This window comes from Streptomyces sp. NPDC006012, assembly GCF_042871185.1.
Lineage (GTDB): Bacteria > Actinomycetota > Actinomycetes > Streptomycetales > Streptomycetaceae > Streptomyces.
Genome location: NZ_JBIAIE010000050.1, coordinates 1 through 22175, shown reverse-complemented (window position 1 = coordinate 22175; position 22175 = coordinate 1). Strand labels below are relative to the sequence as shown.

Sequence of the window (22175 nt, the reverse complement as noted above, 5' to 3'; positions counted from 1 at the left end):
CCCACAGACCGTCAGGAACCAGCCGCTGCGACAGATCGACACCCACAAGCAGCAATGATGCCCCAACTCACCGCATCACCACATGAGACATCCTCTTAACCAATCGCTAAGACAGCCGAAGGTTCGATCCTGACGATCACCTATAGGGTGTGCAGATGAAAGGACTCGTGCTTTCGGGCGGCGCAGGTACCCGATTGAGGCCGATCACGCACACATCGGCCAAGCAGCTTGTGCCGGTGGCGAACAAGCCCGTGCTGTTCTACGGGCTGGAATCCATCGCCGCCGCCGGGATCACCGAAGTCGGGATGATCGTCGGCGAGACCGCCGCCGAGATCGAGGCGGCGGTCGGCGACGGCTCGGAGTTCGGGCTGAAAGTCACCTACATCCCTCAGGAACGGCCCCTGGGGCTGGCCCACGCGGTGCTGATCGCACGGGATTTCCTCGGGGACGACGACTTCGTGATGTACCTCGGCGACAACTTCGTGGTCGGCGGCATCAGCGCCCTCGTCGACGAGTTCCAGGTACGCCGCCCCGACGCCCAGATCCTGCTCACCCGCGTTTCCGACCCGCGCTCCTTCGGCGTCGCCGAACTCGACGGGACCGGCCGGGTGGTGGGCCTGGAGGAGAAGCCGCAGCACCCCAAGAGCGATCTGGCGCTGGTCGGCGTCTACCTGTTCACCCCCGCCGTGCACGAGGCCGTACGCGCCATTGAGCCGTCCCGGCGCGGGGAGCTGGAGATCACCGACGCCATCCAGCACCTCATCGACACCCGTGCCGACGTGCACTCCACCCTCATCGACGGCTACTGGAAGGACACCGGCAACGTCGGGGACATGCTGGAGGTCAACCGGACCGTCCTGGAGTCGGCCGAGCGGCGGATCGACGGCGAGGTGGACGAGCGGTCCGAGACCGTCGGCCGGGTGGTGGTCGAGGCGGGCGCACGGGTAGTGAACTCCCGGATCGTCGGCCCCGCGGTCATCGGCTCGGGAACGGTCGTCCGCGACTCCTACGTCGGCCCCTTCACCTCCATCGGGGAGAACTGCCGGATCACCCAGAGCGAACTGGAGTTCTCCATCGTCCTGCGGGACTCCTCGATCCAAGGGGTGGGCCGGATCGAGTCCTCGCTGATCGGACGGCATGTCGAGGTGGCCCCCACGACCACAGTGCCCAGTGCCCACCGCCTCGTCCTCGGAGACCACAGCAAGGTGCAGATCCGTTCATGAATCTCCTCGTCACCGGTGCCGCCGGGTTCATAGGTTCCGCTTACGTCCGCGCGCTCCTCGCCGACGACGGTCCGCACGCACCCCGGATCACGGTGCTGGACAAGCTCACCTACGCCGGCACGCTCACCAACCTTCCCGCGGTCCACCCCCGCCTCGACTTCGTGCAGGGCGACATCCGCGACGCCGACCTGGTCGACAAGCTGATGGCGGACGCCGACCAGGTCGTGCACTTCGCCGCCGAGTCGCACGTCGACCGGTCCATCGACGGAGCGGGCGAGTTCGTGCTCACCAACGTCGTCGGCACCCAGACGCTGCTTGACGCGGCCCTGCGCCACGGTGTCGGCCCGTTCGTGCACATATCCACCGACGAGGTCTACGGCTCCATCGAGTCCGGCTCCTGGCCCGAGACCCATCCGCTGGCCCCCAACTCCCCCTATTCCGCATCCAAGGCATCCTCCGACCTGCTCGCCCTCGCGTACCACCGCACCCACGGGCTGGACGTCCGGGTCACCCGCTGCTCCAACAACTACGGCCCGCACCAGTTCCCCGAGAAGGTCATCCCGCTGTTCGTCACCAACCTGCTGGACGGCCTGCGGGTCCCGCTGTACGGGGACGGGCGCAACGTCCGTGACTGGCTGCACGTCGACGACCACTGCCAGGGCATCGAACTGGTCCGTACGAAGGGCCGCCCCGGTGAGGTCTACAACATCGGCGGCGGCACCGAACTGACCAACCGGGAACTCACCGGTCTGCTCCTCGAAGCCTGCGGCGCCGGCTGGGACCGGGTCGACCACGTCGCCGACCGCAAGGGCCACGACCTGCGCTACTCCGTCGACTGCAGCAAGGCCCGCGACGAACTGGGCTACCGTCCCCGGCGTGACTTCGCCGCCGGCCTCGCCGAGACCGTCGCCTGGTACCGCGACCGGCGTTCCTGGTGGGAGCCGCTCAAGCAGCGGGGGACGCGATGAGGTGGCTGGTCACCGGGGCGGGCGGCATGCTCGGCCGGGACACGGTCGAGGAACTGCTTCGGCGTGGCGCTGAGGTGACCGGCGTGGACCGTACCGCACTCGACATCACCGAACCGGGTGCGATAGACCGGGTGTTCGCGGAACACCGTCCTGATCTGGTCGTCAACTGCGCCGCGTACACGGCCGTCGACGACGCCGAGACCGACGAGGCACGGGCGCTCGCCGTCAACGGCGACGGGCCGCGCCTCGTCGCCCGCGCCTGCGCCGCCCACGGCGCCCGCCTGATCCACGTCTCCACCGACTACGTCTTCGGCGGCGAGGCACCCCTCCGCGCTCCCGACCCCGCCCGGCCGGGGCAGACCCGGGCCACGCCCTATCCCGAGGACCACCCGCCGGCCCCGCGCACCGCCTACGGCCGCACCAAACTCGCCGGCGAACAGGCGGTCCTCGCGGAACTCCCGGGGGCCGGCGCCGTCGTCCGCACCGCCTGGCTGTACGGCGTCCACGGACGGAACTTCGTGCGCACGATGCTCGATCTGGAGGCCCGCCGGGACACCCTCGACGTGGTCGACGACCAGCGCGGCCAGCCGACCTGGAGCGCGGACGTGGCCGCACGGATCGCGGACCTCGGCACCCGGCTCGGCCGGGACACCGGCGCGCACGGTGTCTTCCACGCGACCAGTTCCGGCGAGGCCACCTGGCACGAACTGGCCCAGGAGGTTTTCCTGCTGGCGGGCGCGGACCCGGGCCGGGTGCGCCCCGTCGGCAGCGCCGCCTTCCCCCGACCGGCCCCCCGGCCCGCCTACAGCGTCCTCGGGCACGACCGGTGGCGGGAGGCCGGCCTGGAACCGCTGCGCGACTGGCGGTCCGCCCTGCACGAAGCACTGCCCCATATCCGCAAGGAGATGTCCCAGTGAAACGGCACGAGTTCCTGCGGGAACTGCACAAGGTCACCGCGAACCGCAACTACCTGGAGATCGGCGTCAACGACGGCCGCAGCCTGACGCTGTCCCGGGTCCCCAGCATCGCGATCGACCCGGCCTTCAAGGTGGTCACGGAGATCCGCTGCGACGTCCACCTCGCCAAGGCGACCAGCGACGACTTCTTCGCCCGGGAGAACCCCCTAGCACATCTGCGGGGCGGCCGCCACCCGCTGCGCAACCTGGCCCGCAACCGCAGCCCGTTCGGGTACTGGCGGCGCACCACCCTCGACCTGTCGTTCATCGACGGCATGCACCTGTTCGAGTACGCGCTGCGCGACTTCATCAACATCGAGCGGCACTCGGACTGGACCAGCGTGATCGTCTTCGACGACATGCTGCCGCGCAACGTGGACGAGGCAGCCCGGGACCGGCACACCGACGCCTGGACCGGTGACGTCTACAAGCTCGTCGAGATCCTGAACCGCTACCGCCCCGACCTCGTGACGGTGCTGGCCGACACCGCCCCCACCGGGCAGCTCCTGGTCTTCGGAGCCGACCCGGAGAGCACGGTGCTCCAGGACAAGTACGACGAGATCATGGCGGAGTTCGAGGTGCCCGACCCGCAGAAGGTGCCCGAGGCGATCCTGGACCGGACGACCGTCGCGCAGCCGCAGGCGCTGCTGTCGGCCGGTTTCTGGGGGCCGCTGGTGGCGGCCCGCAACCGCGGAACCAAGCGGTCCCGCGGCTGGGAGCCGCTGCGCCGCGCGGTGGCGCAGCACGGCGTCAGTCGCTGAGCCGCCCCGAGCGCAGCCGCTCGTAGTAGGCGGAGCAGTCCGCGTGGCTGGGGAGCAGCCCGGACCGCTCCGCCTCGGCCAGTGTGGGGGCGGCGGCGTCCTTCTCGGACAGCACCGGCTCGATGCCCCGCGGCCACTCGATGCCCAGCTCGGGGTCGAGCGGATGCACCCCGTGCTCGCGCTCCGGCATGTAGCCGGTCGAGCACAGGTACATCACCGTCGCGTCGTCGGTGAGCGCCATGAACGCGTGCCCGAGCCCCTCGGCCAGGAAGACCGCGTGCCGGTCGGCGTCGTCCAGCCGTACCGCCTCCCACTGCCCGTAGGTGGGCGAGCCGACCCGGATGTCCACGATCACGTCCAGCACGGATCCGTTCACGCAGGTCACGTACTTGGCCTGACCGGGTGGTACGTCGGCGAAGTGCACCCCGCGCAGCACGCCCCGCCGGGACACCGAGCAGTTCGCCTGGGCCAGTGTCCAGTCGTACCCGGTGGCCTCGCGGAACTCCTCGCCCCGGAACCACTCGTGGAAACTGCCCCGTTGGTCCTGGTACACCTTGGGCTCCAACACCCAGGCGCCCGCTATTTCCAGTGCCCGCACTCCGTCATGCCTTCCGTGTTGTCTTTCGTTCTCCCGAACCGCGCAGGGCGGCGCCCAGGATGCTCCGTGCGCGGCGCGCCAGTCGGCGGTGCAGCGGGCTCGGTGCCGTGGAACGGGTCAGCTGGGCGCCACCGGTGCGCCGGGGCCGCAGGACGAGCGGCAGCGGCAGGAAGCGGGGCGTCTCGCTGAGCGGCACCGGGCACACCTCCAGCCGCCAAGCGGCGCCGCGCAGCTCGCGCAGCGGCACCCGGGCCTCCAGGAGCGAGCCGGTGCCCTGGGCCGGGGTGAGCGTCCCCGGTCGCCGGTCCTCCTTGCCGGTGGCGGTGTCGGTCAGTCGCAGCAGGACGTCGACGCGGTCCGCGACGTACAGCGGGAGTGCGATGTTCAGCAGATCGGTGCCGGAGACCGCGGCGTCCTCGGCGGTCAGCCGCCCCAGGCCCAGCGACTTGCCCGCCTTGTCGACGTCCAGGGAGAAGTTGTCGTGCTGTTTGGTCCAGTACGGCAGCACCACGCGTTCGCCGGCGACCCCGGCCGGCGGTGTGGGGCGGTCCGGGCCGCGGACCGGACCCAGCCGGCACTCCTTGGTCCAGCCGCCGAGGCCGACCCGGACGTACGCGTCCCACAGGCCCGCGTGGAGCGGGACGCCGCCCGCCGCGCTGCCGGGGTCGACGGCGGCCGTCGCGCGCAGCACCAGCCGGACCCGCCCGTCGTCGGCCGGGACCTGCTCGTGGGTGATGTCGACCGGCTGGAAGAAGGAGGCGGCACTGGCCCGGTCCCGCAGGATGAGGTCGGCGGTGGCCTTCTCGAAGCCCGCGACGGCGTCCGCTCCCAGCCAGGCCATCGTCTGCGCCAGATCCCGGGGCGCCTCGTCGGCCGGGGTGCGGTCCCCGCCGACGGGGAAGGTCAGGGGCTCGCCGTCGCGCTTGTACTCGGCGGTGAAGTCCACCAGCAGCTTCCCGTCGTGCCACTCGACGCCGGTCGGCGCGGCCTTGGGCCCCACCCCGGCCTCCCACTCGGCCTGGGCGACCACGTCGTCGTACCGGTCGTCCCTGATCAGGGCGGCGACGATGCGCTGCGCGGGGCGCAGGCCGGCGGCGACACCGGGACCGAACCGTTCGACGACCACCCCGCGCATCTCGCGGAACAGCTCCCGCCGGTAGTCGTCCGGGAGGCCGAGCAGGCGCCGGCCGCTCATCCGGTCCACGATCTCCACCCGCAGCCACCGGCGCAGCAGCCGGTCGCGCCGCGGGCCAGGCTCGGTGTACCGCTCGACGACGTCGAGGGCCTCGCGGAGGTTCTTGTAGTAGCCCACGGGGTCGAAGCGCTGGAAACCGGCGTTCGAGGCGTCGTCCCGCTTCACGTGGTAGTAGCAGAGGTAGTCGCTGAGCACGGAGACGTTGTCCGCGCGCAGGTACGCCTCCGTGACGAAGACGTGGTCCTCCAGACGGCGCCGGCCCTCGGGGAAGCGCAGCCCGATGCGGTCCAGGAAGGCACGCCGGACCATCTTGTGCGGGGTCAGGCTGTCGATGAGCGGGGCGTTGTCGACCGTGGCGTGCGGGTGGTTGCGCCGGAACAGCTCCACGGGCACCGGGCGGCCCTTGCCGGCCATCTTGCCCACGACGACGTCGGCCTTGTTCGCCACGCCGTACTCGTACATCCGCTCCAGGGCCTCGTCGCCGAGGTAGTCGTCGTTGTCGACGAACATCACGAACTCGCCGCGGGCCGCGTCGATCCCCACGTTGCGCGGCTTGCCCGACCAGCCGGAGTTCGGCTGGTGGACGACGGTGAACTGCGGGTGCGCGGCGGCCAGCTCGTCCAGTCTGGCCGGGGTGGCGTCGGTGGAACCGTCATCGACGAAGATCACCTCGTACTCGTCGCTGGGCAGCGACTGACGCAGCATCGAGGCGACGCAGTCCTCGATATAAGGTCCGGGATTGTAGACCGGGACGATGACACTGACCTTGACCGGCATCCGGCTTCCTAGCCCCCTAGGCTCGCTGTCCGTTGCCTTTGTGGCAGCGTGTGCGTGGCCGAATGTTAACCCGGCCCCCGGTAAGGGCGGCGTTCGCCCTCGACCGGAGGCCGGATCCGGGTATCACCCCAGGTCAGCCGTGTGTCTTGGCCAGGAGCTGCAGGATCTCCGCCGTGGTGCCCGTCTCGCCGAGCCGCGGGAAGATCCGCTCGATGCTGCCCGCGTGCGCTTCGGCGCTCAGGTCGGCCACGGCGTCCGTGGCGACGGTGACGTGGTAGCCGTGCTCGTACGCGGCGCGGGCGGTGGACTCGACGCCGATGCTGGTGGCTATGCCGGTCAGCACGATCTGGGTGACGCCCCGGCGGCGCAGCTGGACGTCGAGGTCGGTGCCGTGGAAGGCGCCCCAGTTGCGCTTGGTGACGTGGATGTCGCCGGGGTGGCCGGACAGTTCGTCGACGATGACGTCCCAGCCCTCCGGGTAGGAGCCGGCCGGCCCCTGGTGCTCGGTGCGGCCGGGGACCCGGTCCGAACCGTCCTGCGCGAAGGTCACACGGACCAGGACCACGGGCAGGTCCCGGGCCCGGAAGGCGTCGGCCAACTCCACCGAGCGGGCCACCACCTCGGGGCCGCCGTACGGCTGGGTGGGTGCGGCGGCGATGCCGCGCTGGAGGTCGATCACGACGAGAGCGGTACGGGGGTCGAGGGCGGTGAGTGCCATCGGTAGGGCCTTTCGGGGCTTGTCTCGGGGGCTGGGGGTGTTCGGGGTGTTCGGTTCGTTCGGGGTGAGCGGTCCGGTGCGGTCACCGTCGGCGCGGAGCCGGACCGGCACGGCGCTCCGGTGGCCGTGACCGTGGCCGTGGCCACCGGGCGGTGGCCGGGACGGTGCGCACGGCGTCGCCCCGTCGGGTCACGGCGGTCGGCGACCGCCGTGGGTGTCCGGCGGGCCCCGGTGTCACTGCTGCGACAGCCGTTCCAGGAGGGCCAGTGCCTCCAGGACGGTGTGCCGTTCCTCCTCGCTGAACCGGTCCTGGAAGGCCCGGGCCAGCCACTCTTCACGGGCCTGCCGGTTGCCCTCGACGCGGGCCTGGCCGGCGTCGGTGAGGGTGACCAGCTGCCGACGGCCGTCGTCGGGGTCGGGGCTGCGCCGGATCAGGCCCTGCTGGTCGAGTACGGCGAGCGTGGTGGCCATCGACTGCGGTCGCACCCCCTCCGCGGACGCCAGGGCACTGGCCGTGGCGGCGCCGTGCTTGCCGACCAGCGTGAGCGCCGACTCCTGGGAGGGGGTGAGGTCGGCGTCCTGGGCGACCTCCCGGATACGGCGCCGCATTCGGCTGAGCACCACGCGCAGGTCGCGCGCGGCACGAGTGGCGGAACCGGAGATGTCGTCCATGACCAGAACCCTAGGTAGCACAGCCAAGACTGTCCAGTTGGAACTGCTCAGTTTTCCTGGGTATTACCTTCCGTCGTTCTGCCCGGCACGCGCTCTCCGCGGCGACGCCTCCAGCGGAACCCCGCACAGCGACAGCCGGGTCCGCCTCCCGGACCCGCGCCCGTCGGTCCGCCCCGCCGGGACGTGTCGGCCTACGCTGGCCGGGTGCGCCTGCTGCTGATGTCCGACACCCACCTGCCCCGGCGGGCCCTACGGCTGCCGGATCCGCTGCTCGCCGAGCTTGTGCACGCGGACGTGGTGTTCCACGCCGGCGACTGGGTCGACACCGCCACCCTCGACCTGCTGGAGAGCCGCAGCCGCCGGCTCATTGCGGTGTACGGCAACAACGACGGACCGCAACTGCGGGCCCGCCTGCCCGAAGTGGCCCGCGCCGAACTGGGCGGGCTGCGCTTCGGCGTCGTCCACGAGACCGGCCCCGCCGCGGGCCGTGAGACGCGCTGCGCCGCCCGCTTCCCCGACCTCGACGTCCTGGTCTTCGGCCACAGCCACATCCCCTGGGACACCACGGCCCCGACCGGCCTGCGCCTGCTCAACCCCGGTTCGCCGACGGACCGCCGACGGCAGCCGCACTGCACGTACCTCACGGCGGCCCTCACCGACGGCGCGCTCACGGACGTGACACTCCACCGGCTGCCCCAGCGGTAGGCCCGCCCGTGGCGGAGGGCCGGGGCGCCGGTCAGGACGCGCCGAGGACGACCGACGCACGGCGCCCTCTCGGGGCGGCCCGGGGCGGATCCGGGGGAGCGCTCAGCGGCGCCGCCCGGGGCACCCGTGCCGCAGCCGCCGGCACACGCCCCCCAGCACCAGCAGCAGCACCGCCACGACCGCCGCCGCGCCGGCCGCCCGCTTGGCCACCGGCAGCCCGGCCGCCCGGACCAGGTCGAGCGGTTCCGGCTCCGCCGCCGGCCCGGCCGGCCGTTCACCGGGCGCCTCGGGCGGCTCGCTGATCCGGTCACCCAGACACTGCGCGAACTGACCCACGAGCCGGTCACCCACCTCCGCCAGCACCCCCCGCCCGAACTGCGCGGGCCGCCCGGTCACCGTCAGTTCGGTGCGCACCGACACCGCCGTACCGCCGTCGCGCTCGCTCAGCGTGCCGGTGACCGTGGCCCGCGCCGTCCCCTGCCCGCGGATCTCCCGGCCACTCGCCACGATCACCATCCGGTGCGCCGTTTCGTCCCGTTCCTCGAAGACGGCCGTACCCCGGTACGCCACGGTGACCGGCCCGACCTTGACCTTCACCGTGCCGGTCACCGTCGTGCCGTCGAACTCCTGCACCGTCGTCCCCGGCAGGCACGGTGCGATGCGCTCGATGTCGAGGAGCGCGTGCCAGGCCTCGTGGACCGGGACGGGGACGGCGAACTCGTGGTTCAGCTCCATGACTTCCTCCTCGCACTCAGGAAGCGCCCGCCGGATGGATGGCCCCGGCGGTCGCGGTGAGGGGCACGCCGCTGCCGCCCCAGCGCAGCGCGACGATCTCGGCGGCGACGGACACGGCGACCTCTTCGGGCGTACGGGCCCCGAGGTCGAGCCCGAGCGGCGAGCGCAGCCGGGACAGTTCGTCCGGGGTGAGCCCGGCCTCGGTCAGCCGTTTCCGGCGTTCGTCGTGGGTACGGCGGCTGCCCATCGCCCCGATGTAGGCGGCCGGCCGGCGCAACGCCTCCTCCAGCAGCGGCACGTCGAACTTCGGGTCGTGGGTGAGGACGCAGATCACCGTCCGCCCGTCCGTCTCGGTGCCGCGCAGATAGCGGTGCGGCCAGTCCACGACGACCTCCGCACCCGCCGGGAACCGCTTGGGCGTGGCGAAGACCGGGCGGGCGTCGCACACCGTGACCCGGTAGCCGAGGAAGTCGCCGATACGGGCCACCGCCGCCGCGTAGTCGATCGCGCCGAAGACCAGCATCCGGGGCGGCGGCGCGAAGGAGTGCAGGAACACGGTGACCGCGTCCTCGCGGCGCTCGCCGTGCGGGCCGTAGTGCCTCGACCCGGTGGCGCCGAGGGCCAGTTCGCCGTGTGCGTCCGCGGTGACCGCCGCGTCCAGACCGGTCGTGCCGAGCGTGCCGGCCACCTCCCGCGGCCATACGGCCAGCGTGGCGCCGCGCGGCGCGGGCCCGTCGACCACCGTGGCCACGGTCACCGGCTCGCCCCGGGCGACCGACGCGGCGACCGCGCCGAAGGCCGGATCGGACGCCGCGGTCACCGGCCGCACCAGCAGGGTGATCTCGCCGCCGCAGGTGAGGCCGACCGCGAACGCGTCCTCGTCGCTGTAGCCGAAGGTTTCGAGACGGGCCTCGCCGCTCGCCACGACCTCCTGCGCCAACTCGAAGACGGCGCCCTCCACACAGCCACCGGACACACTGCCCACGACCTCGTCGCCGGGTCCGACCGCCATGGCCGCGCCGGGCCCGCGCGGCGCACTGCGGCTGACCGCCACCACCTCGGCGAGCCCGAACGGGACGCCCGCCGCGTACCAGCGCTCCAGCGCCGGAAGGATCTCACGCACGCTCCGCTCCTCTCCGCCCGGCCTCGCCGGCCGCTCCGGGCCCGTCGGCTGCTCCCGGCCCTCCCGTCTCCGCTCCTGGCCCGCCGGTCCCCGCGGTGTTCTCGCCGGTCCCCGCTGCGGTCCCGCCGGTGGCCTCCGCCGGGTCGGCCGCGGCGCCGCGCACCACCGCCGCCAGCCGTTCCAGAGCCGCCAGGCTGTGACCCTCGACGAACGCGTCCACACTGGGCAGGGCCGCCGCCATCCCCCCGGCCAGCGGCGCGTAACCGGGGCGTGCCTTGCGGGGGTTGGCCCAGACCACCCGGTGCGCCAGCGCGTGCAGCCGGCGCATCTCGGCGCCGAGCGCCGCGGGATCGCCGCGCTCCCAGCCGTCCGAGAGCAGTACGACGACCGCGCCGCGCGCCATACCGCGCTGCCCCCAGCGGTTCAGGAACTCGCGCAGCAGGTCGCCGAGCCGGGTACCGCCGCGCCAGTCCGGTACGGCCGCCGCGAGGGCCGCCATCGCCAGGTCCGGGTCGCGGTGGGAGAGTTCGCGGGTCACCCGGGTCAGCCGGGTGCCGACGGTGAACACCTCCGTCGGAGACCCGCGCGCCGCCGCGTGCGCGAACCGCAGCAGGGCGTCGGCGTACGGCGCCATCGAACCGCTCACGTCGACGAGCAGCACGACCCGGCGGGGCCGCCGCACGCGCGCGTGCCGCCGCAGCAGCGCGGGCTCCCCGCCGCGCCGCAGCAGTTCCCGCACGGTCCGCCGCGGGTCGACGGCGCCGCGCCGGGCCGGGCGGCGGCGGGCGGACAGCCGGGTCTGCCCGTGCGGGGCGAACGCGGCCAGCAGCCGGTTGAGCTCGGCGCGTTCGGCGGCGTCCAGCCCGCCGACGTCCCGGTGCCGCAGCACCTCGGCGGAGCTGGCGAGGACCCGTACCGGCGGACCCGGCGGCTCGCCCTCGCCCGGTGCCCGGCCGCCGGCCGGTGCGTCCCGGACGACGAGCCGCGCCCGGGGCTGCGCGGCGGCCCGCCCCGGCGCCGGGGCGTTTCGACCGGCCGGTCCGAAGTACGCGTCGAACACCCGCTCGTAGCGCTCCAGGTCGTCCCGCCCGCCGCACAGCGTCGCCCGGCCCGCCGCGTGCACGTCCGCGCGCACCCCGGGCCGCAGGACGTCCACGGCGCGCAGGAAGGCGTACAGCCGCTCGGTGCTCGCGTCGACCCCCGCGGCCCGCAGCGCGCGGACGAAGCCGAGCAGCACCGCATCCGGCCCCGCGGCCCCGTCCGCCCACCGGCCCGCACCGGGCGCCGCCGCGTCCGCCCACCGTCCGCCGACCGTCCCGCGTCCGGTGTCCGTCATGCCGATCGCGCTCCCCGCGCCGCCAGCACCGCCGTGAGGTCGAGGCTCCGGGCCCGCGCCATGTCCTCCCGGTACTTCAGCGCCGAGCCCAGCGTGGCCACCGCCAGCTCGGCGTCGACCTCGCTCGCCCCCAGGGCGTCCAGGGCCCGCGCCCAGTCGATCGTCTCGGCCACACCCGGCGGCTTGAGCAGGTCCGCGCCCCGCAGCGCCTGCACCAGCGCGGTCACCTGCTCGGCCAGCCGCTCGGCGACCTCCGGCAACCGGCGGCGCACGATGGCCAGTTCACGCGCGAAGGAGGGGTGGTCGAACCAGTGGTACAGGCACCGCCGCTTCAGCGCGTCGTGCACCTCCCGGGTCCGGTTCGAGGTCAGCACGACGACCGGCGGCACCTCGGCGCGCAGCGTGCCCAGCTCCGGGACGGTCACCGAGTACTCGGACAGCAGCTCCAGCAGGAACGCCTCGAACTCGTCGTCGGCCCGGTCGATCTCGTCGACCAGCAGCACCGACGGCCACGTCTGCAACGCCCGCAGCAGCGGCCGGGCGATCAGGAACCGCCGGTCGTACAGCTCGCTCTCCAGCCGCTCCGCGTCCGTGACCCCGGCCGCTTCGGCGGCCCGCAGGTGCAGCAGCTGACGCGGGAAGTCCCAGTCGTACAGGGCCTGCGCGGCATCGATGCCCTCGTGGCACTGCAACCGGATCAGCGGGGCGCCCAGCGCCTCGGCCAGGGCGGAGGCGAGCGCGGTCTTCCCGACGCCCGCGTCGCCCTCGCAGAACAGCGGCCGGTTGAGCCTCAGGGCCAGGAAGCAGGTGACGGCCAGCCCCTCGTCGACGAGGTACCCCGTCTCCTCCAGGCGGGTCCGCACCTGCTCCGGGTCGTCCATCCGGGTGATCGGCGCTCACCCCGCTCCGATGGCGGTCAGCACCGCCCGCCGGGTCAGCACCCGCGCGAGGTGCGCCCGGTACTCGGGCGAGGCCGAGACGTCCTGCGCCGGCCGGGTGCCCTCGGCGGCCTGCCCGGCGGCCCGCGCCACGTCCTGCGGGTCCTCGGCGCCGATCAGCGCCCGCTCGGCGGCCGTCGCCCGCAGCGGGGTGCTGCCCATGTTGCCGAGCCCGATGCGCGCCTCGGCGATGCGCCCGCCGTCCCGGCGCACCAGGGCCGCCACACCGACGATGGCCCAGGCCTGCGCCACCCGGTGGAACTTCTCGTAGTGGAAGTCCCAGCCGTCCGTCTTCGGCAGCCGCACCTCCACCAGCAGTTCGTCGGGTGCCAGCGCGGACTGGAAGTAGTCCGTGAAGAAGTCCCGGGCCGGGATGGTGCGCCGCCCGCCCGGGCCGGCCGCGACCAGTTCGGCGTCCAGGGCCAGCGCCACCGCGGGCAGGTCACCGGCCGGGTCGGCGTGCGCGAGCGAGCCGCCCAGCGTGCCCCGGTGCCGTACGGCCGGGTCGGCCACGGTCTCGGTCGCCGCGGCGAGCAGTCCCGCGTGCCGGCGCACCAGCGGGTCGCGGATCACCTCGTGGTGCGTGGTCAGCGCGCCGATCACGAGGGTGTCGCCGTCCTCCCGGACCCCGCGCAGCTGCGGGATCCGGCCGACGTCCACGAGCAGTTCGGGGAAGGCCAGTCGCATCCGCAGCAGCGGCAGCAGGCTCTGCCCGCCGGCCAGCACCTTCGCCTCGTCGCCCGCCTCGGCGAGTGCGCGCAGCGCCTCGTCCACGCTCTCGGGCCGGGTGTACTCGAACGCGGGGGGAATCATTCTGCGGCCTCCTTCCCGGCGGCCGAGCGGACGGCCCGCCAGACCCGCTCCGGTGTGCAGGGCATCCGCACGTCCTGCACACCGAGCGGCCGGAGCGCGTCCACGACCGCGTTGACCACGGCGGGCGTCGACGCGATGGTCCCCGCCTCGCCGACGCCCTTGACGCCCAGCGCGGTGCCGTCAGCCGGTGTCTCCGTCCGGTCGGTGACGAAGTCGGGGAGGTCGGCCGCGGACGGCACCAGGTAGTCCGCCATGGTGCCGGAGACGAGGTTGCCCTCGTCGTCGTAGACGGCCTCCTCGTACAGCGCCTGCGCGATGCCCTGCGCCAGCCCGCCGTGCACCTGCCCCTCGACGATCATCGGGTTGACGACCCGGCCGACGTCGTCGACGCAGACGTACGACCGGATGCGTACCCCGCCGGTCTCCGTGTCGACCTCGACCGCGCACAGGTGGGTGCCGTGCGGAAAGGAGAAGTTCTCCGGGTCGACCAGGTACTCGGCGTTGATGGTGGGTTCCATGCCGTCGGGCAGGTCGTGCGAGGCGAACGTCGCCGACGCGATCTCCTGGATGGTCCTGCGCGCCTCCGGGGAGCCCTTCACGGAGAACACGCCGTCCGTGAAGTCCAGGTCCTGTTCGCTCGCCTCCAGCAGGTGCGCGGCGACCTTCCGCGCCTTCGCCACCACCTTGACCGCCGCCCGGTGCACGGCCTCGCCGCCGACCACCAGCGACCGCGAACCGTAGGTGTCCATGCCCTGCGGGGCGGACCGGGTGTCGCCGTGCACCACCTCGATGTCCTCGAACGGCACGCCGAGCACGTCGGCCGCGATCTGGCTCCAGCAGGTCTCGTGGCCCTGTCCGTGCGGGCTGGTGCCGGTGACCACCTCGACCTTGCCGGTGGGCAGCATGCGGATGCTCGCCGCCTCCCAGCCGCCGGCCCCGTACCTGAGGTCGCGCAGCACCCGGCTCGGGGCCAGCCCGCACATCTCGGTGAAGGTCGACACGCCGATGCCGAGACGTACGGTGCCGCCGAGCGCGTTGCGTTCGCGCTGCTCGGCGCGCAGGTCGTCGTACCCGAACAGGGCGAGCGCCTTGTCCGTGGCGGCCTCGTAGTCGCCGGTGTCGTAGGTGAGGCCCGCGATGCTGGTGTACGGGAACTCCTCGTGCCGGATCCAGTTGCGGCGCCGCAGCTCCACCGGGTCCAGGCCGAGTTCCGCAGCCAGTTCGTCCATGGTCCGCTCGATGGCGAACGTCGCCTCCGGACGGCCGGCGCCGCGGTAGGCGTCGGTGGGGGTCCGAGTGGTGAAGACGCCCGTGCAGGTGAAGTCGTAGGCGTCCATCTTGTAGATCCCCGGGTACATGAAGGCGCCCAGGAGCGGGGTGCCCGGCGTGACGAGCATCAGGTACGCGCCCATGTCGGCGGTCAGGTCCACCTTGAGGCCGAGCAGCCTGCCGTCCCGGGTGGCCGCCACCTCGACGTCCTGGATCATGCCGCGGCCGTGGTGGGTCGCCAGGTAGCCCTCGGAGCGGGACTCGGTCCACTTCACCGGACGGCCGAGCCGGCGCGCGACCGCGACGGCGACGGCCTCCTCGCCGTACACCTGGAGCTTGGAGCCGAAGCCGCCGCCCACGTCGGGGGCGATCACCTGCAGCTTCTGCTCGGGCACGCCGGTGACCGTCGCCAGCATGATCCGCAGGATGTGCGGGATCTGCGTCGTCGAGTAGACCGTGTACTCGCCGGAGGCGGCGAGCGGGGTGACGACGACCGCGCGGGGCTCCATCGCGTTCGGGATCAGGCGCTGCTGGTGGTAGCGGCGCCGCAGGACGACGTCGGCACGCTCACGGACCGCGGCGAAGCTCTCGCCGGTCGCCAGCGGCCACACGTAGCAGCGATTGGTGCCCTGGTCGGCGTGGACCAGCGGCGCGTCGTCCGCCAGCGCGGCCTCCAGGTCGAGGACCGGCTCCAGTGGGTCGTAGTCGACCTCGATCGCCTCCAGGGCGTCGGCGGCCGCGTACCGGTCGCGGGCCACCACGACGGCGACCGGGTCACCGGCGTAACGGACCTCGCTGGTGGCGATCGGCGGGTGGTCGGGCACGACGATGTCCTCGGTCACCAGCCAGGCGCAGGGCAGCGAGCCGAGCCCCTCGGCGAGGTCGGCGCCGCTGAACGCCGCGACCACCCCGGGGCGGCCGAGCGCGGGCGAGACATCGATCCGCGCGATGCGCGCATGGGCCATCGGGCTGCGCAGCACGGCGAGGTGCAGCATGCCGGTGACCTGGATGTTGTCGGTCCAGTTGGTCTGGCCGGTGAGCAGCCGCGCGTCCTCCTTGCGCAGCCGGGAGCGGCCGACCTCGCGGGCCGCGAGCTGATCGGTCATGCCGTGACCTCCCGGATCTCCCGGGCCTCCTGGGGCTCCTGGGGGGCCTCCTGGCCGGCGGCGGCGAGCACCGCACGGACGATGTTCTGGTAGCCGGTGCACCGGCAGAGATTGCCCTCCAGCGCGTGGCGCACCTCGTCCGCCTCGGGATGCGGGTTCTCGCGCAGCAGGTCGCGCGCCGCCATGATCATGCCCGGGGTGCAGTAGCCGCACTGGAGCGCGTGCTGCTCGTGGAAGGCGCGCTGCAGGGCCGTCAGCTCCCCGTCCCGGGCCAGCCCCTGCACGGTGGTCACCTCGCAGCCGTCCGCCTGGACGGCCAGCACCGAGCAGCTCTTGACGGTCGCCCCGCCCAGGTCGACCGTGCACGCCCCGCAGTTCGAGGTGTCGCACCCGATCGGGGTGCCGGTCAGGCCGAGGTGGTCGCGCAGGTAGTGCGCCAGGAGGAGACGCGGTGCCACGTCGTCCTCGTAGACCGTGCCGTCCACGTTCACCTTGATGTGGGTCATGTGCCCTCCAGGCCGTTGCGGGCGTGAGGAACGTGAGGAAAGCGTCGGGAGAAGGGGGCCGGTGACCGGACGTGATGTACGTCACTTTAGGGCCGGTGAGTGGTCACGGCGAGCGCTGCGACCCGCTGTCGTCGAGCGTTAATCCGTTGCCGTCGGGGTCCCGGGCCTGGTGCACTGAGCGTGACCAGCAGTCGACACGTGGAAAGGACCCGAGATGCGCGCTGCGTGCATGTCCACCCAGGAAGGAATCCCACCCATGCCGAAGGACATCACGCTCAGTGCATCTGCTCAATCTCGGAATCCTCGCGCACGTAGACGCCGGTAAGACCAGCCTGACGGAGCGGCTGCTGCACTCCGCCGGAGTGATCGACGAGGTCGGCAGCGTCGACGCGGGCAGCACGCAGACCGACACGCTCGCGCTGGAGCGGCAGCGCGGCATCACCATCAAGTCCGCCGTCGTCTCCTTTCCGCTCGCCGGCGTCACCGTCAACCTCATCGACACGCCCGGCCACCCGGACTTCATCGCCGAGGTGGAACGGGTCCTCGGCGTGCTCGACGGCGCCGTACTGGTCGTCTCGGCCGTCGAGGGCGTCCAGGCGCAGACCCGTGTACTGATGCGGACCCTGCGCCGGCTGCGGATCCCCACGCTGATCTTCGTGAACAAGATCGACCGACGCGGGGCGCGGACGGGGGAGGTGCTGCGCGCCATGGCCCGCCGGCTCACCCCGTCGCTGGTGCCGATGGGCACCGCCACCGCGCTCGGCACCCCCGCCGCCCGCTTCGTACCCGGACTCGGCGCGGGCGCGCTCGACGTGCTCGCCGACCAGGACGACGACCTGCTCGCCGCCTATGTCGAGGGTGCCGTCACCCCCGGCCGGCTGCGCGCTGCCCTTGCCGCCCAGACCCGGCAGGCCCGCGTCCACCCGGTCTACTTCGGTTCGGCCGCCACCGGCGCGGGCGTGGCCGGCCTGATCACCGGCATCGAGGAACTGCTGCCCGCCGCCCCGGGCGACCCCGAGGGCCCGCTGTGCGCCACGGTGTTCAAGATCGACCGGGGCCCGGCGGGGGACAAGGCAGCCTACGTGCGGATCTTCTCCGGCACCCTGCGCACCCGCGACCGGATCCGGTACGGGGACGGCCGGCGGGCAGGGGACCCGGGGGAAGGGCGCCGGGGCGAAGGACGCCAGGGGGACGGACTCCCGCAGGAAGGGAAGGTCACCGCTGTGAGCGTCTTCGACCGTGGCACCGATGCCCGGGCGGAGAGCGTCGGCGCGGGCCGGATCGGCAAGCTGTGGGGGCTCGGTGGCATCCGGATCGGCGACACGATCGAGGCGTTGCCCTGGGCGCGTGGCACGGCCGGGCTGCCGCGTGAGGACCTTCCCGTGCGCGGGGAAGTGTGGCGCCGGGCCCGCCGGCAGCACTTCGCACCGCCGACCCTGGAGACCGTCGTCGTCCCGGGCCCGCACGTGGACCGGCGGTCGCTGCATGTCGCGCTCACCCAACTCGCCGAGCAGGACCCGCTGATCGGCGTGCGGCACGACGAGGTGCGGCAGGAGACCTCCGTCTCCCTCTACGGGGAGGTGCAGAAGGAGGTCGTTCAGGCGACCCTCGCCGACGAGTACGGCCTCGGCGTCACCTTCCGGGAGACGACGACCATCTGCGTCGAGCGTCCGCTCGGCAGCGGAGCGGCCGTGGAGTTCAACAAGAAGGACGGGAACCCGTTCCTGGCGACCGTCGGGCTCCGCGTCGACGCGGCCCCGGCCGGCTCGGGCACGGACTTCCGGCTGGAGGTGGAACTCGGCTCGATGCCCTACGCCTTCTTCAAGGCCGTCGAGGACACGGTGCGCGAGACGCTCGGGCAGGGGCTGCACGGCTGGCAGGTCACCGACTGCACGGTCACCATGACCCATTCCGGGTACTCGCCCCGGCAGAGTCATGCCCACCAGGGTTTCGACAAGAGCATGTCGAGCACCGGGGCCGACTTCCGCGGACTGACCCCGCTGGTCCTGGTCGAGGCGCTGCGGCGGGCGGGCACCCGGGTGCACGAGCCGATGCACCGCTTCCGCATCGAGGCCCCGGCGGACACGCTCGGCACCCTGCTGCCGGTGCTCGCGCACCTGTCTGCGGTGCCGCAGACCACCGCGCCGCACGGCACCGGGTGCGTGCTGGAGGGCGCGGTGCCCGCCGCCCACGTGCACGGTCTGGGGCAGCGGCTGCCCGGGCTGACCCGGGGCGAGGGCGAGTTGGAGAGCGCCTTCGACCACTACGCGCCGGTGACCCGCGCCGCCGTTCCACAGCGGGCGCGCACCGACCACAACCCGCTGAACCGGAAGGAGTATCTGCTGAACGTGGCGAACCGGCTCGGCGCCTGACCGGGACCGGCGGCGGCCGGACGGGCGCCACTCGCACCGGCCCACGGCCGCCGGACACCGTCCGGCGGCCGGTCACGACGGCCCGCCAGGTTCGTCAGGCTGGTCAGCCCCCCGCCGGACCGGTCCAGTCGGTCTGTACGTGCCCCAGCCGGACCCGCTGGGGATGGTCGCCGACCGGGACCGAGGCGACCTTCCGTCCGGTCGCGAAGTCGATCGCGGTGACCTGGTCGGCACCGCTTTCGGAGACCACGCAGTCCTTGCCGTCGCCGCTGACCGTCGCCCAGTACGGCTTGGCCGCGCCGACCAGAGGACCTTCCTGGAGGGTGGCCCGGTCGACGACCGCGACGTAGTCGTCCATGGTGCCCGCGACGCACAGCTTCGTACCGTCCGGACTCATCGAAATGCCGTGGTGGCGCGAGTCGTTGACCCAGGTTGTGCGGTCCTTGCTGGTCGCCGGGTTCTCCGGCAGCGTCTTCACCCGGGTGATCCGGTCGGTGGCGATGTCGTACTCCAGGAAGCCGTTGAAGAACGAGACCTGGAAGTACAGCGTGGACTCGTCCGGGGAGAAGACCGCGGGGCGCACCGCGTCCGAGAAGCCGGTCAGGCCGGTCGCGTCGAGCCGGTCCCGCCTGTCGATGACCTTGACCTGCCGGAAGGTCGTCGCGTCGACGACCGTGATGCGCCGGTCGCCCTTCGTCCAGTCCCAGAACGGGTCGTCGAGGTCGGTGTTGACGTCCCCGATGGACATGTTCCAGATGTACCTGCCGTCCTTGGTGAAGACGTTCTCGTGCGGCTTGTCGCCGGTGCCGAAGGAACCGAGCTGCCGGCCGGTGGCGATGTCCAGCACGTGCACGGTGTCGGCGGTCGATGCGGACACCGCGACCCGGGTGCCGTCGGGGGAGACCGCCATGTGGTCGGCGCGGTAACCGCTCACCGGGAAGCGCCAGTTGACCGCACCGGTGGCCAGGTCGATCGAGACCACGTCGGCGAAGCTCGGCCGCGACACCACGACCGACTTCCCGTCCGGGGTGGAGTACATATCGTCCACGAACTGGTCGTGGCCCTCGCCGACGCTGTCTCGGATGGCCATGAAGTAGATCCACTTGATCGGATCGGCGTTGATCTCCGCCATCCGCTGGTCCTTGTCGGGGACGACGTCGATCCGGCCGACCTTCGTGTAGTCGCCGCCGGAGCCGATGACGTCCGCGGTGCCGTCCCAGTTGTTGCCGACGAACAGCACCTCGCGCAGGAGCGCGGTGTCGGGTACGGCGGTGGCGGCGGGAGCGGCGACGGTCAGGACGAGTGCGGCGGGCACGTCCGCAGAGCGGCGGCAGGCCGAGCGGCGGCGACGCTTCCTGGGTGCGGCGCTCCGGCAGGCGCGCGTGCCGCTGCCCCGGCCGTTTTCGCCGCCGGGCTATCGGGCCAGTCGGTCCAGGGCCGTCAGGACCGGCGCCACGCCGTCCTCCGCGCGGATCCGGGCACCCAACTGCCGTGCCCGGTCGGCGAACGCGGGGTCGCGGGTCGCGTGGACGAGGGCGGCGGAGAGAGTGTCCGCGGTCAGAGCGCGCAGCGGTACCGCGGCCGGCGCCACGCCCAGGGCGACCAGGCGAGCGGACCAGAAACTCCCGTCGAACTGTATCGGGACCGGAACAGCCGGCACGCCGGCCCGCAGCCCGGCGGCGGTCGTGCCCGCGCCCGCGTGGTGGACCACGGCGGCCATCCGCGGGAACAGCGCCGAGTGCGCCGCCTCGCCGATGGTCAGCATGTCGTCGCCGCCCGCCGCGAGTCCGCCCCAGCCCTGCTGGATCACCCCGCGCAGCCCGGCCCGCCGCAGCGCCGTCACGACCTGCTCGCTCAGCCGCCCGGCGTCGGGCACAGTGGCGCTGCCCAGGCCGACGTAGACCGGAGCGGGCCCCGCGTCCAGGAAGTCCCGCACGTCATGGGGGAGTCCGGCCTCGGCGTCGTACGGCCACCAGTAGCCGCACACGTCCAGACCCGCCCGCCAGTCCCGGGGCCGCGGGACCACCAGCGGGCTGAAACCGTGCTGCACCGGCCAGGCGCGCTCACGTGCCCGCCGGGCGGTGCCGAGCCGTTTCGGCGGCGCACCCAGCCGCGCCCGCACCTCCGGCACGGCCGCCGCGAAGATCCGTTCCACGGCCAGGTTCACCCCGTGCCCGGCGAACCGGTTGCCCGCTCCGCCCCAGGACCCGCCGCCCAGCACCGGGGGCGCGAACTCCCGGGTGGGCGTCAGGGGCTGGAGATAAACGCCCATGCTGGGCAGGGACAGTCCGTCCGCGATGGCGTGCCCGAGCGGCGCCACCGCGCCGGACAGCAGCAGCACATCGCTCGCGCGGGCGGCGGCCACCAGGTCGTCCGTCATCCGGCCGACGAGCCGCCGCGCCATCTCGGCCACCCGCACCAGCTTGCCCACACCGCTGGCGCTGCGGTGCAGTCCCTGCCCGCGTACGGACTCCAACTCGGCCCGCGGATCGACCGGAAGAGGCCGGAAGCCGACCCCGGAACCCGCCACCAGGTACGCGAACCGGGCATGGGTGACCAAAGTGACCTCGTGCCCCGCGCGGCACAGGCGGTGGCCGAGCCCGGTGTACGGGGCGACGTCGCCCCGGGATCCCGCCGTCATGATCGCAACCCGCACGACCGTCAGTATGGCGGCGCCTCGGCCCGTGCGGGGCTTACGGCCCGACGCGGCGGCTACTTCCGGCCGTACGGATCCGGTGCCAGCCGTCGTCGCGGCCGGACCGTCATGGGGCCGTCGGGTCGAAACCCGCACGCGTAGGGGGAGCACTCTCCTCAGGCGCGTGCGGGTTCGTGGCAGCGCGTCGGCCGGTGCCGCAGCGGGACCGCCGGGAGCGCCGGCCGGAACCGTCACCGGGCCGCCGCCAGCGCAGGCAGCCCCGTCGCCGCCAGCAGGGCGCAGCCCAGCAGGAAGCAGGCCACCAGCCGGTGCCGCAGTGCCCGGTACCGGGTCTCGTAGGTGCGGCGCAACTCCTCGGCACGTTCCGCGGTGCGCTGCCAGGAGGCGCGCGCGAGCCCCAGGTACTCGGCCTCGAACTGCCGCTCCACGTCCTGGCGTTGCCGGTCAGTCAGCCAGCTGAGCCGGCCGGTGAGCCGGGCCGCGGCCGTACGGCCCTCCTCGCGGGCGGCGGCCAGCAGCAGATGCCCCTCGATCTCCTTCACCAGCGCCCGCGCGTCCCGCGCCCCGTCGTCCGTCGTGGTCACGGCGCGGTCAGCTCCCGCTCCTCGGCGCGGGACGCCTCCGCGTGGTGCAGGTCGAATGCCGGGGATTCGCTGCGGATCCGCGGCAGGGTGAGGAAGTTGTGCCGCGGCGGCGGGCAGGAGGTGGCCCACTCCAGCGAGCGGCCGTAGCCCCACGGGTCGTCGAC

20 protein-coding genes are annotated in these 22175 nt (G+C 73.1%); 6 read left to right on the top strand and 14 right to left on the bottom strand.

The window, feature by feature from the left end; all coding sequences use genetic code 11:
• Positions 1 to 155: 155 nt before the first annotated feature.
• From ACFYPJ_RS38340 to ACFYPJ_RS38325, 4 genes are read left to right on the top strand one after another with little or no spacing between them, the layout of a single operon-like run.
• Entirely contained in the window at positions 156 to 1223 is a 1068-nt protein-coding gene (locus ACFYPJ_RS38340) for a glucose-1-phosphate thymidylyltransferase (RefSeq protein ID WP_389026657.1), read from the top strand.
• On the top strand, positions 1220 to 2191 hold the full coding sequence (gene rfbB, locus ACFYPJ_RS38335) for a dTDP-glucose 4,6-dehydratase (protein ID WP_389026655.1): 972 nt from the start codon (positions 1220 to 1222) through the stop codon (positions 2189 to 2191). The genes ACFYPJ_RS38340 and rfbB overlap by 4 nt, the downstream gene beginning before the upstream one ends.
• On the top strand, positions 2188 to 3108 hold the full coding sequence (gene rfbD, locus ACFYPJ_RS38330) for a dTDP-4-dehydrorhamnose reductase (protein ID WP_389026653.1): 921 nt from the start codon (positions 2188 to 2190) through the stop codon (positions 3106 to 3108). The genes rfbB and rfbD overlap by 4 nt, the downstream gene beginning before the upstream one ends.
• On the top strand, positions 3105 to 3908 hold the full coding sequence (locus ACFYPJ_RS38325) for a class I SAM-dependent methyltransferase (protein WP_389026651.1): 804 nt from the start codon (positions 3105 to 3107) through the stop codon (positions 3906 to 3908). Before rfbD ends, ACFYPJ_RS38325 begins: the two co-directional genes overlap by 4 nt.
• On the opposite strand, the gene rfbC is transcribed toward ACFYPJ_RS38325, so the two are convergent.
• The 4 genes from rfbC to ACFYPJ_RS38305 form a co-directional block, all read right to left on the bottom strand.
• On the bottom strand, positions 3898 to 4506 hold the full coding sequence (gene rfbC, locus ACFYPJ_RS38320; protein WP_389026649.1) for a dTDP-4-dehydrorhamnose 3,5-epimerase: 609 nt from the start codon (positions 4504 to 4506) through the stop codon (positions 3898 to 3900). The genes ACFYPJ_RS38325 and rfbC overlap by 11 nt on opposite strands.
• A gap of 4 nt (positions 4507 to 4510) precedes the next feature.
• Positions 4511 to 6478 (bottom strand): glycosyltransferase family 2 protein, encoded by a 1968-nt coding sequence (locus ACFYPJ_RS38315; RefSeq protein ID WP_389026647.1) that lies wholly within the window; start codon positions 6476 to 6478, stop codon positions 4511 to 4513.
• A 133-nt stretch (positions 6479 to 6611) separates the two neighbouring features.
• Positions 6612 to 7196 (bottom strand): hydrolase, encoded by a 585-nt coding sequence (locus ACFYPJ_RS38310; RefSeq protein ID WP_389026645.1) that lies wholly within the window; start codon positions 7194 to 7196, stop codon positions 6612 to 6614.
• A 234-nt stretch (positions 7197 to 7430) separates the two neighbouring features.
• Complete coding sequence (locus ACFYPJ_RS38305) at positions 7431 to 7868, bottom strand: MarR family winged helix-turn-helix transcriptional regulator (RefSeq protein ID WP_389026643.1); 438 nt, start codon at positions 7866 to 7868, stop codon at positions 7431 to 7433.
• Positions 7869 to 8072: 204 nt separating this feature from the next.
• On the opposite strand from ACFYPJ_RS38305, the gene ACFYPJ_RS38300 reads away from it, so the two are divergent.
• The gene (locus tag ACFYPJ_RS38300) at positions 8073 to 8573 is read left to right on the top strand and encodes a metallophosphoesterase family protein (RefSeq protein WP_389026641.1); all 501 of its coding nucleotides are present in this window, start codon (positions 8073 to 8075) and stop codon (positions 8571 to 8573) included.
• Between the two features lie 102 nt (positions 8574 to 8675).
• Here the strand turns inward: ACFYPJ_RS38300 and ACFYPJ_RS38295 are convergent, their stop codons facing one another.
• Genes ACFYPJ_RS38295 through ACFYPJ_RS38265 form a run of 7 tightly spaced genes read right to left on the bottom strand, consistent with a single transcriptional unit; the run spans position 8676 to position 16399 of the window.
• Complete coding sequence (locus ACFYPJ_RS38295; protein WP_389026639.1) at positions 8676 to 9308, bottom strand: SRPBCC family protein; 633 nt, start codon at positions 9306 to 9308, stop codon at positions 8676 to 8678.
• A gap of 16 nt (positions 9309 to 9324) precedes the next feature.
• Positions 9325 to 10431 (bottom strand): XdhC family protein, encoded by a 1107-nt coding sequence (locus tag ACFYPJ_RS38290; protein WP_389026637.1) that lies wholly within the window; start codon positions 10429 to 10431, stop codon positions 9325 to 9327.
• Positions 10424 to 11767, bottom strand: coding sequence for a VWA domain-containing protein (locus ACFYPJ_RS38285; RefSeq protein ID WP_389026635.1), 1344 nt, complete (start codon positions 11765 to 11767; stop codon positions 10424 to 10426). Before ACFYPJ_RS38285 ends, ACFYPJ_RS38290 begins: the two co-directional genes overlap by 8 nt.
• Positions 11764 to 12648: an AAA family ATPase gene (locus tag ACFYPJ_RS38280; RefSeq protein ID WP_389026633.1), complete on the bottom strand. Its 885-nt coding sequence runs from the start codon at positions 12646 to 12648 to the stop codon at positions 11764 to 11766. Before ACFYPJ_RS38280 ends, ACFYPJ_RS38285 begins: the two co-directional genes overlap by 4 nt.
• Positions 12649 to 12663: 15 nt before the next feature.
• Positions 12664 to 13518 (bottom strand): FAD binding domain-containing protein, encoded by an 855-nt coding sequence (locus tag ACFYPJ_RS38275; protein ID WP_389026631.1) that lies wholly within the window; start codon positions 13516 to 13518, stop codon positions 12664 to 12666.
• Complete coding sequence (locus tag ACFYPJ_RS38270; protein ID WP_389026629.1) at positions 13515 to 15893, bottom strand: xanthine dehydrogenase family protein molybdopterin-binding subunit; 2379 nt, start codon at positions 15891 to 15893, stop codon at positions 13515 to 13517. Before ACFYPJ_RS38270 ends, ACFYPJ_RS38275 begins: the two co-directional genes overlap by 4 nt.
• Positions 15890 to 16399, bottom strand: coding sequence for a (2Fe-2S)-binding protein (locus tag ACFYPJ_RS38265; RefSeq protein ID WP_389026627.1), 510 nt, complete (start codon positions 16397 to 16399; stop codon positions 15890 to 15892). Before ACFYPJ_RS38265 ends, ACFYPJ_RS38270 begins: the two co-directional genes overlap by 4 nt.
• Before the next feature lie 278 nt (positions 16400 to 16677).
• Between ACFYPJ_RS38265 and ACFYPJ_RS38260 the strand changes: the two genes are divergently transcribed.
• Entirely contained in the window at positions 16678 to 18771 is a 2094-nt protein-coding gene (locus ACFYPJ_RS38260) for a GTP-binding protein (protein ID WP_389026625.1), read from the top strand.
• Between the two features lie 103 nt (positions 18772 to 18874).
• Here ACFYPJ_RS38260 and ACFYPJ_RS38255 read toward each other — a convergent pair whose 3' ends face one another.
• From ACFYPJ_RS38255 to ACFYPJ_RS38245, 3 genes are all read right to left on the bottom strand, one after another.
• Positions 18875 to 20086: a YncE family protein gene (locus ACFYPJ_RS38255; RefSeq protein ID WP_389026623.1), complete on the bottom strand. Its 1212-nt coding sequence runs from the start codon at positions 20084 to 20086 to the stop codon at positions 18875 to 18877.
• Between the two features lie 99 nt (positions 20087 to 20185).
• Entirely contained in the window at positions 20186 to 21412 is a 1227-nt protein-coding gene (locus tag ACFYPJ_RS38250) for a glycosyltransferase (RefSeq protein WP_389026659.1), read from the bottom strand.
• 245 nt (positions 21413 to 21657) lie between these two features.
• Positions 21658 to 22011 carry a hypothetical protein gene (locus ACFYPJ_RS38245; protein WP_389026621.1) on the bottom strand — a complete coding sequence of 118 codons (354 nt, stop codon included), beginning with the start codon at positions 22009 to 22011 and terminating at the stop codon, positions 21658 to 21660.
• Between the last annotated feature and the right edge of the window lie 164 nt (positions 22012 to 22175).

Bases quoted from the DNA above. Each gene is read 5' to 3' on its own strand.
- ACFYPJ_RS38280 (WP_389026633.1), bottom strand. From the start codon at position 12,648: ATGGACGACCCGGAGCAGGTGCGGACCCGCCTGGAGGAGACGGGGTAC.
- ACFYPJ_RS38305 (WP_389026643.1), bottom strand. From the start codon at position 7,868: ATGGACGACATCTCCGGTTCCGCCACTCGTGCCGCGCGCGACCTGCGC.
- ACFYPJ_RS38270 (WP_389026629.1), bottom strand. From the start codon at position 15,893: ATGACCGATCAGCTCGCGGCCCGCGAGGTCGGCCGCTCCCGGCTGCGC.
- ACFYPJ_RS38340 (WP_389026657.1), top strand. From the start codon at position 156: ATGAAAGGACTCGTGCTTTCGGGCGGCGCAGGTACCCGATTGAGGCCG.
- ACFYPJ_RS38265 (WP_389026627.1), bottom strand. From the start codon at position 16,399: ATGACCCACATCAAGGTGAACGTGGACGGCACGGTCTACGAGGACGAC.
- rfbB (WP_389026655.1), top strand. From the start codon at position 1,220: ATGAATCTCCTCGTCACCGGTGCCGCCGGGTTCATAGGTTCCGCTTAC.
- ACFYPJ_RS38275 (WP_389026631.1), bottom strand. From the start codon at position 13,518: ATGATTCCCCCCGCGTTCGAGTACACCCGGCCCGAGAGCGTGGACGAG.
- ACFYPJ_RS38295 (WP_389026639.1), bottom strand. From the start codon at position 9,308: ATGGAGCTGAACCACGAGTTCGCCGTCCCCGTCCCGGTCCACGAGGCC.
- ACFYPJ_RS38315 (WP_389026647.1), bottom strand. From the start codon at position 6,478: ATGCCGGTCAAGGTCAGTGTCATCGTCCCGGTCTACAATCCCGGACCT.
- ACFYPJ_RS38310 (WP_389026645.1), bottom strand. From the start codon at position 7,196: ATGGCACTCACCGCCCTCGACCCCCGTACCGCTCTCGTCGTGATCGAC.
- ACFYPJ_RS38285 (WP_389026635.1), bottom strand. From the start codon at position 11,767: ATGACGGACACCGGACGCGGGACGGTCGGCGGACGGTGGGCGGACGCG.
- ACFYPJ_RS38250 (WP_389026659.1), bottom strand. From the start codon at position 21,412: ATGACGGCGGGATCCCGGGGCGACGTCGCCCCGTACACCGGGCTCGGC.
- rfbD (WP_389026653.1), top strand. From the start codon at position 2,188: ATGAGGTGGCTGGTCACCGGGGCGGGCGGCATGCTCGGCCGGGACACG.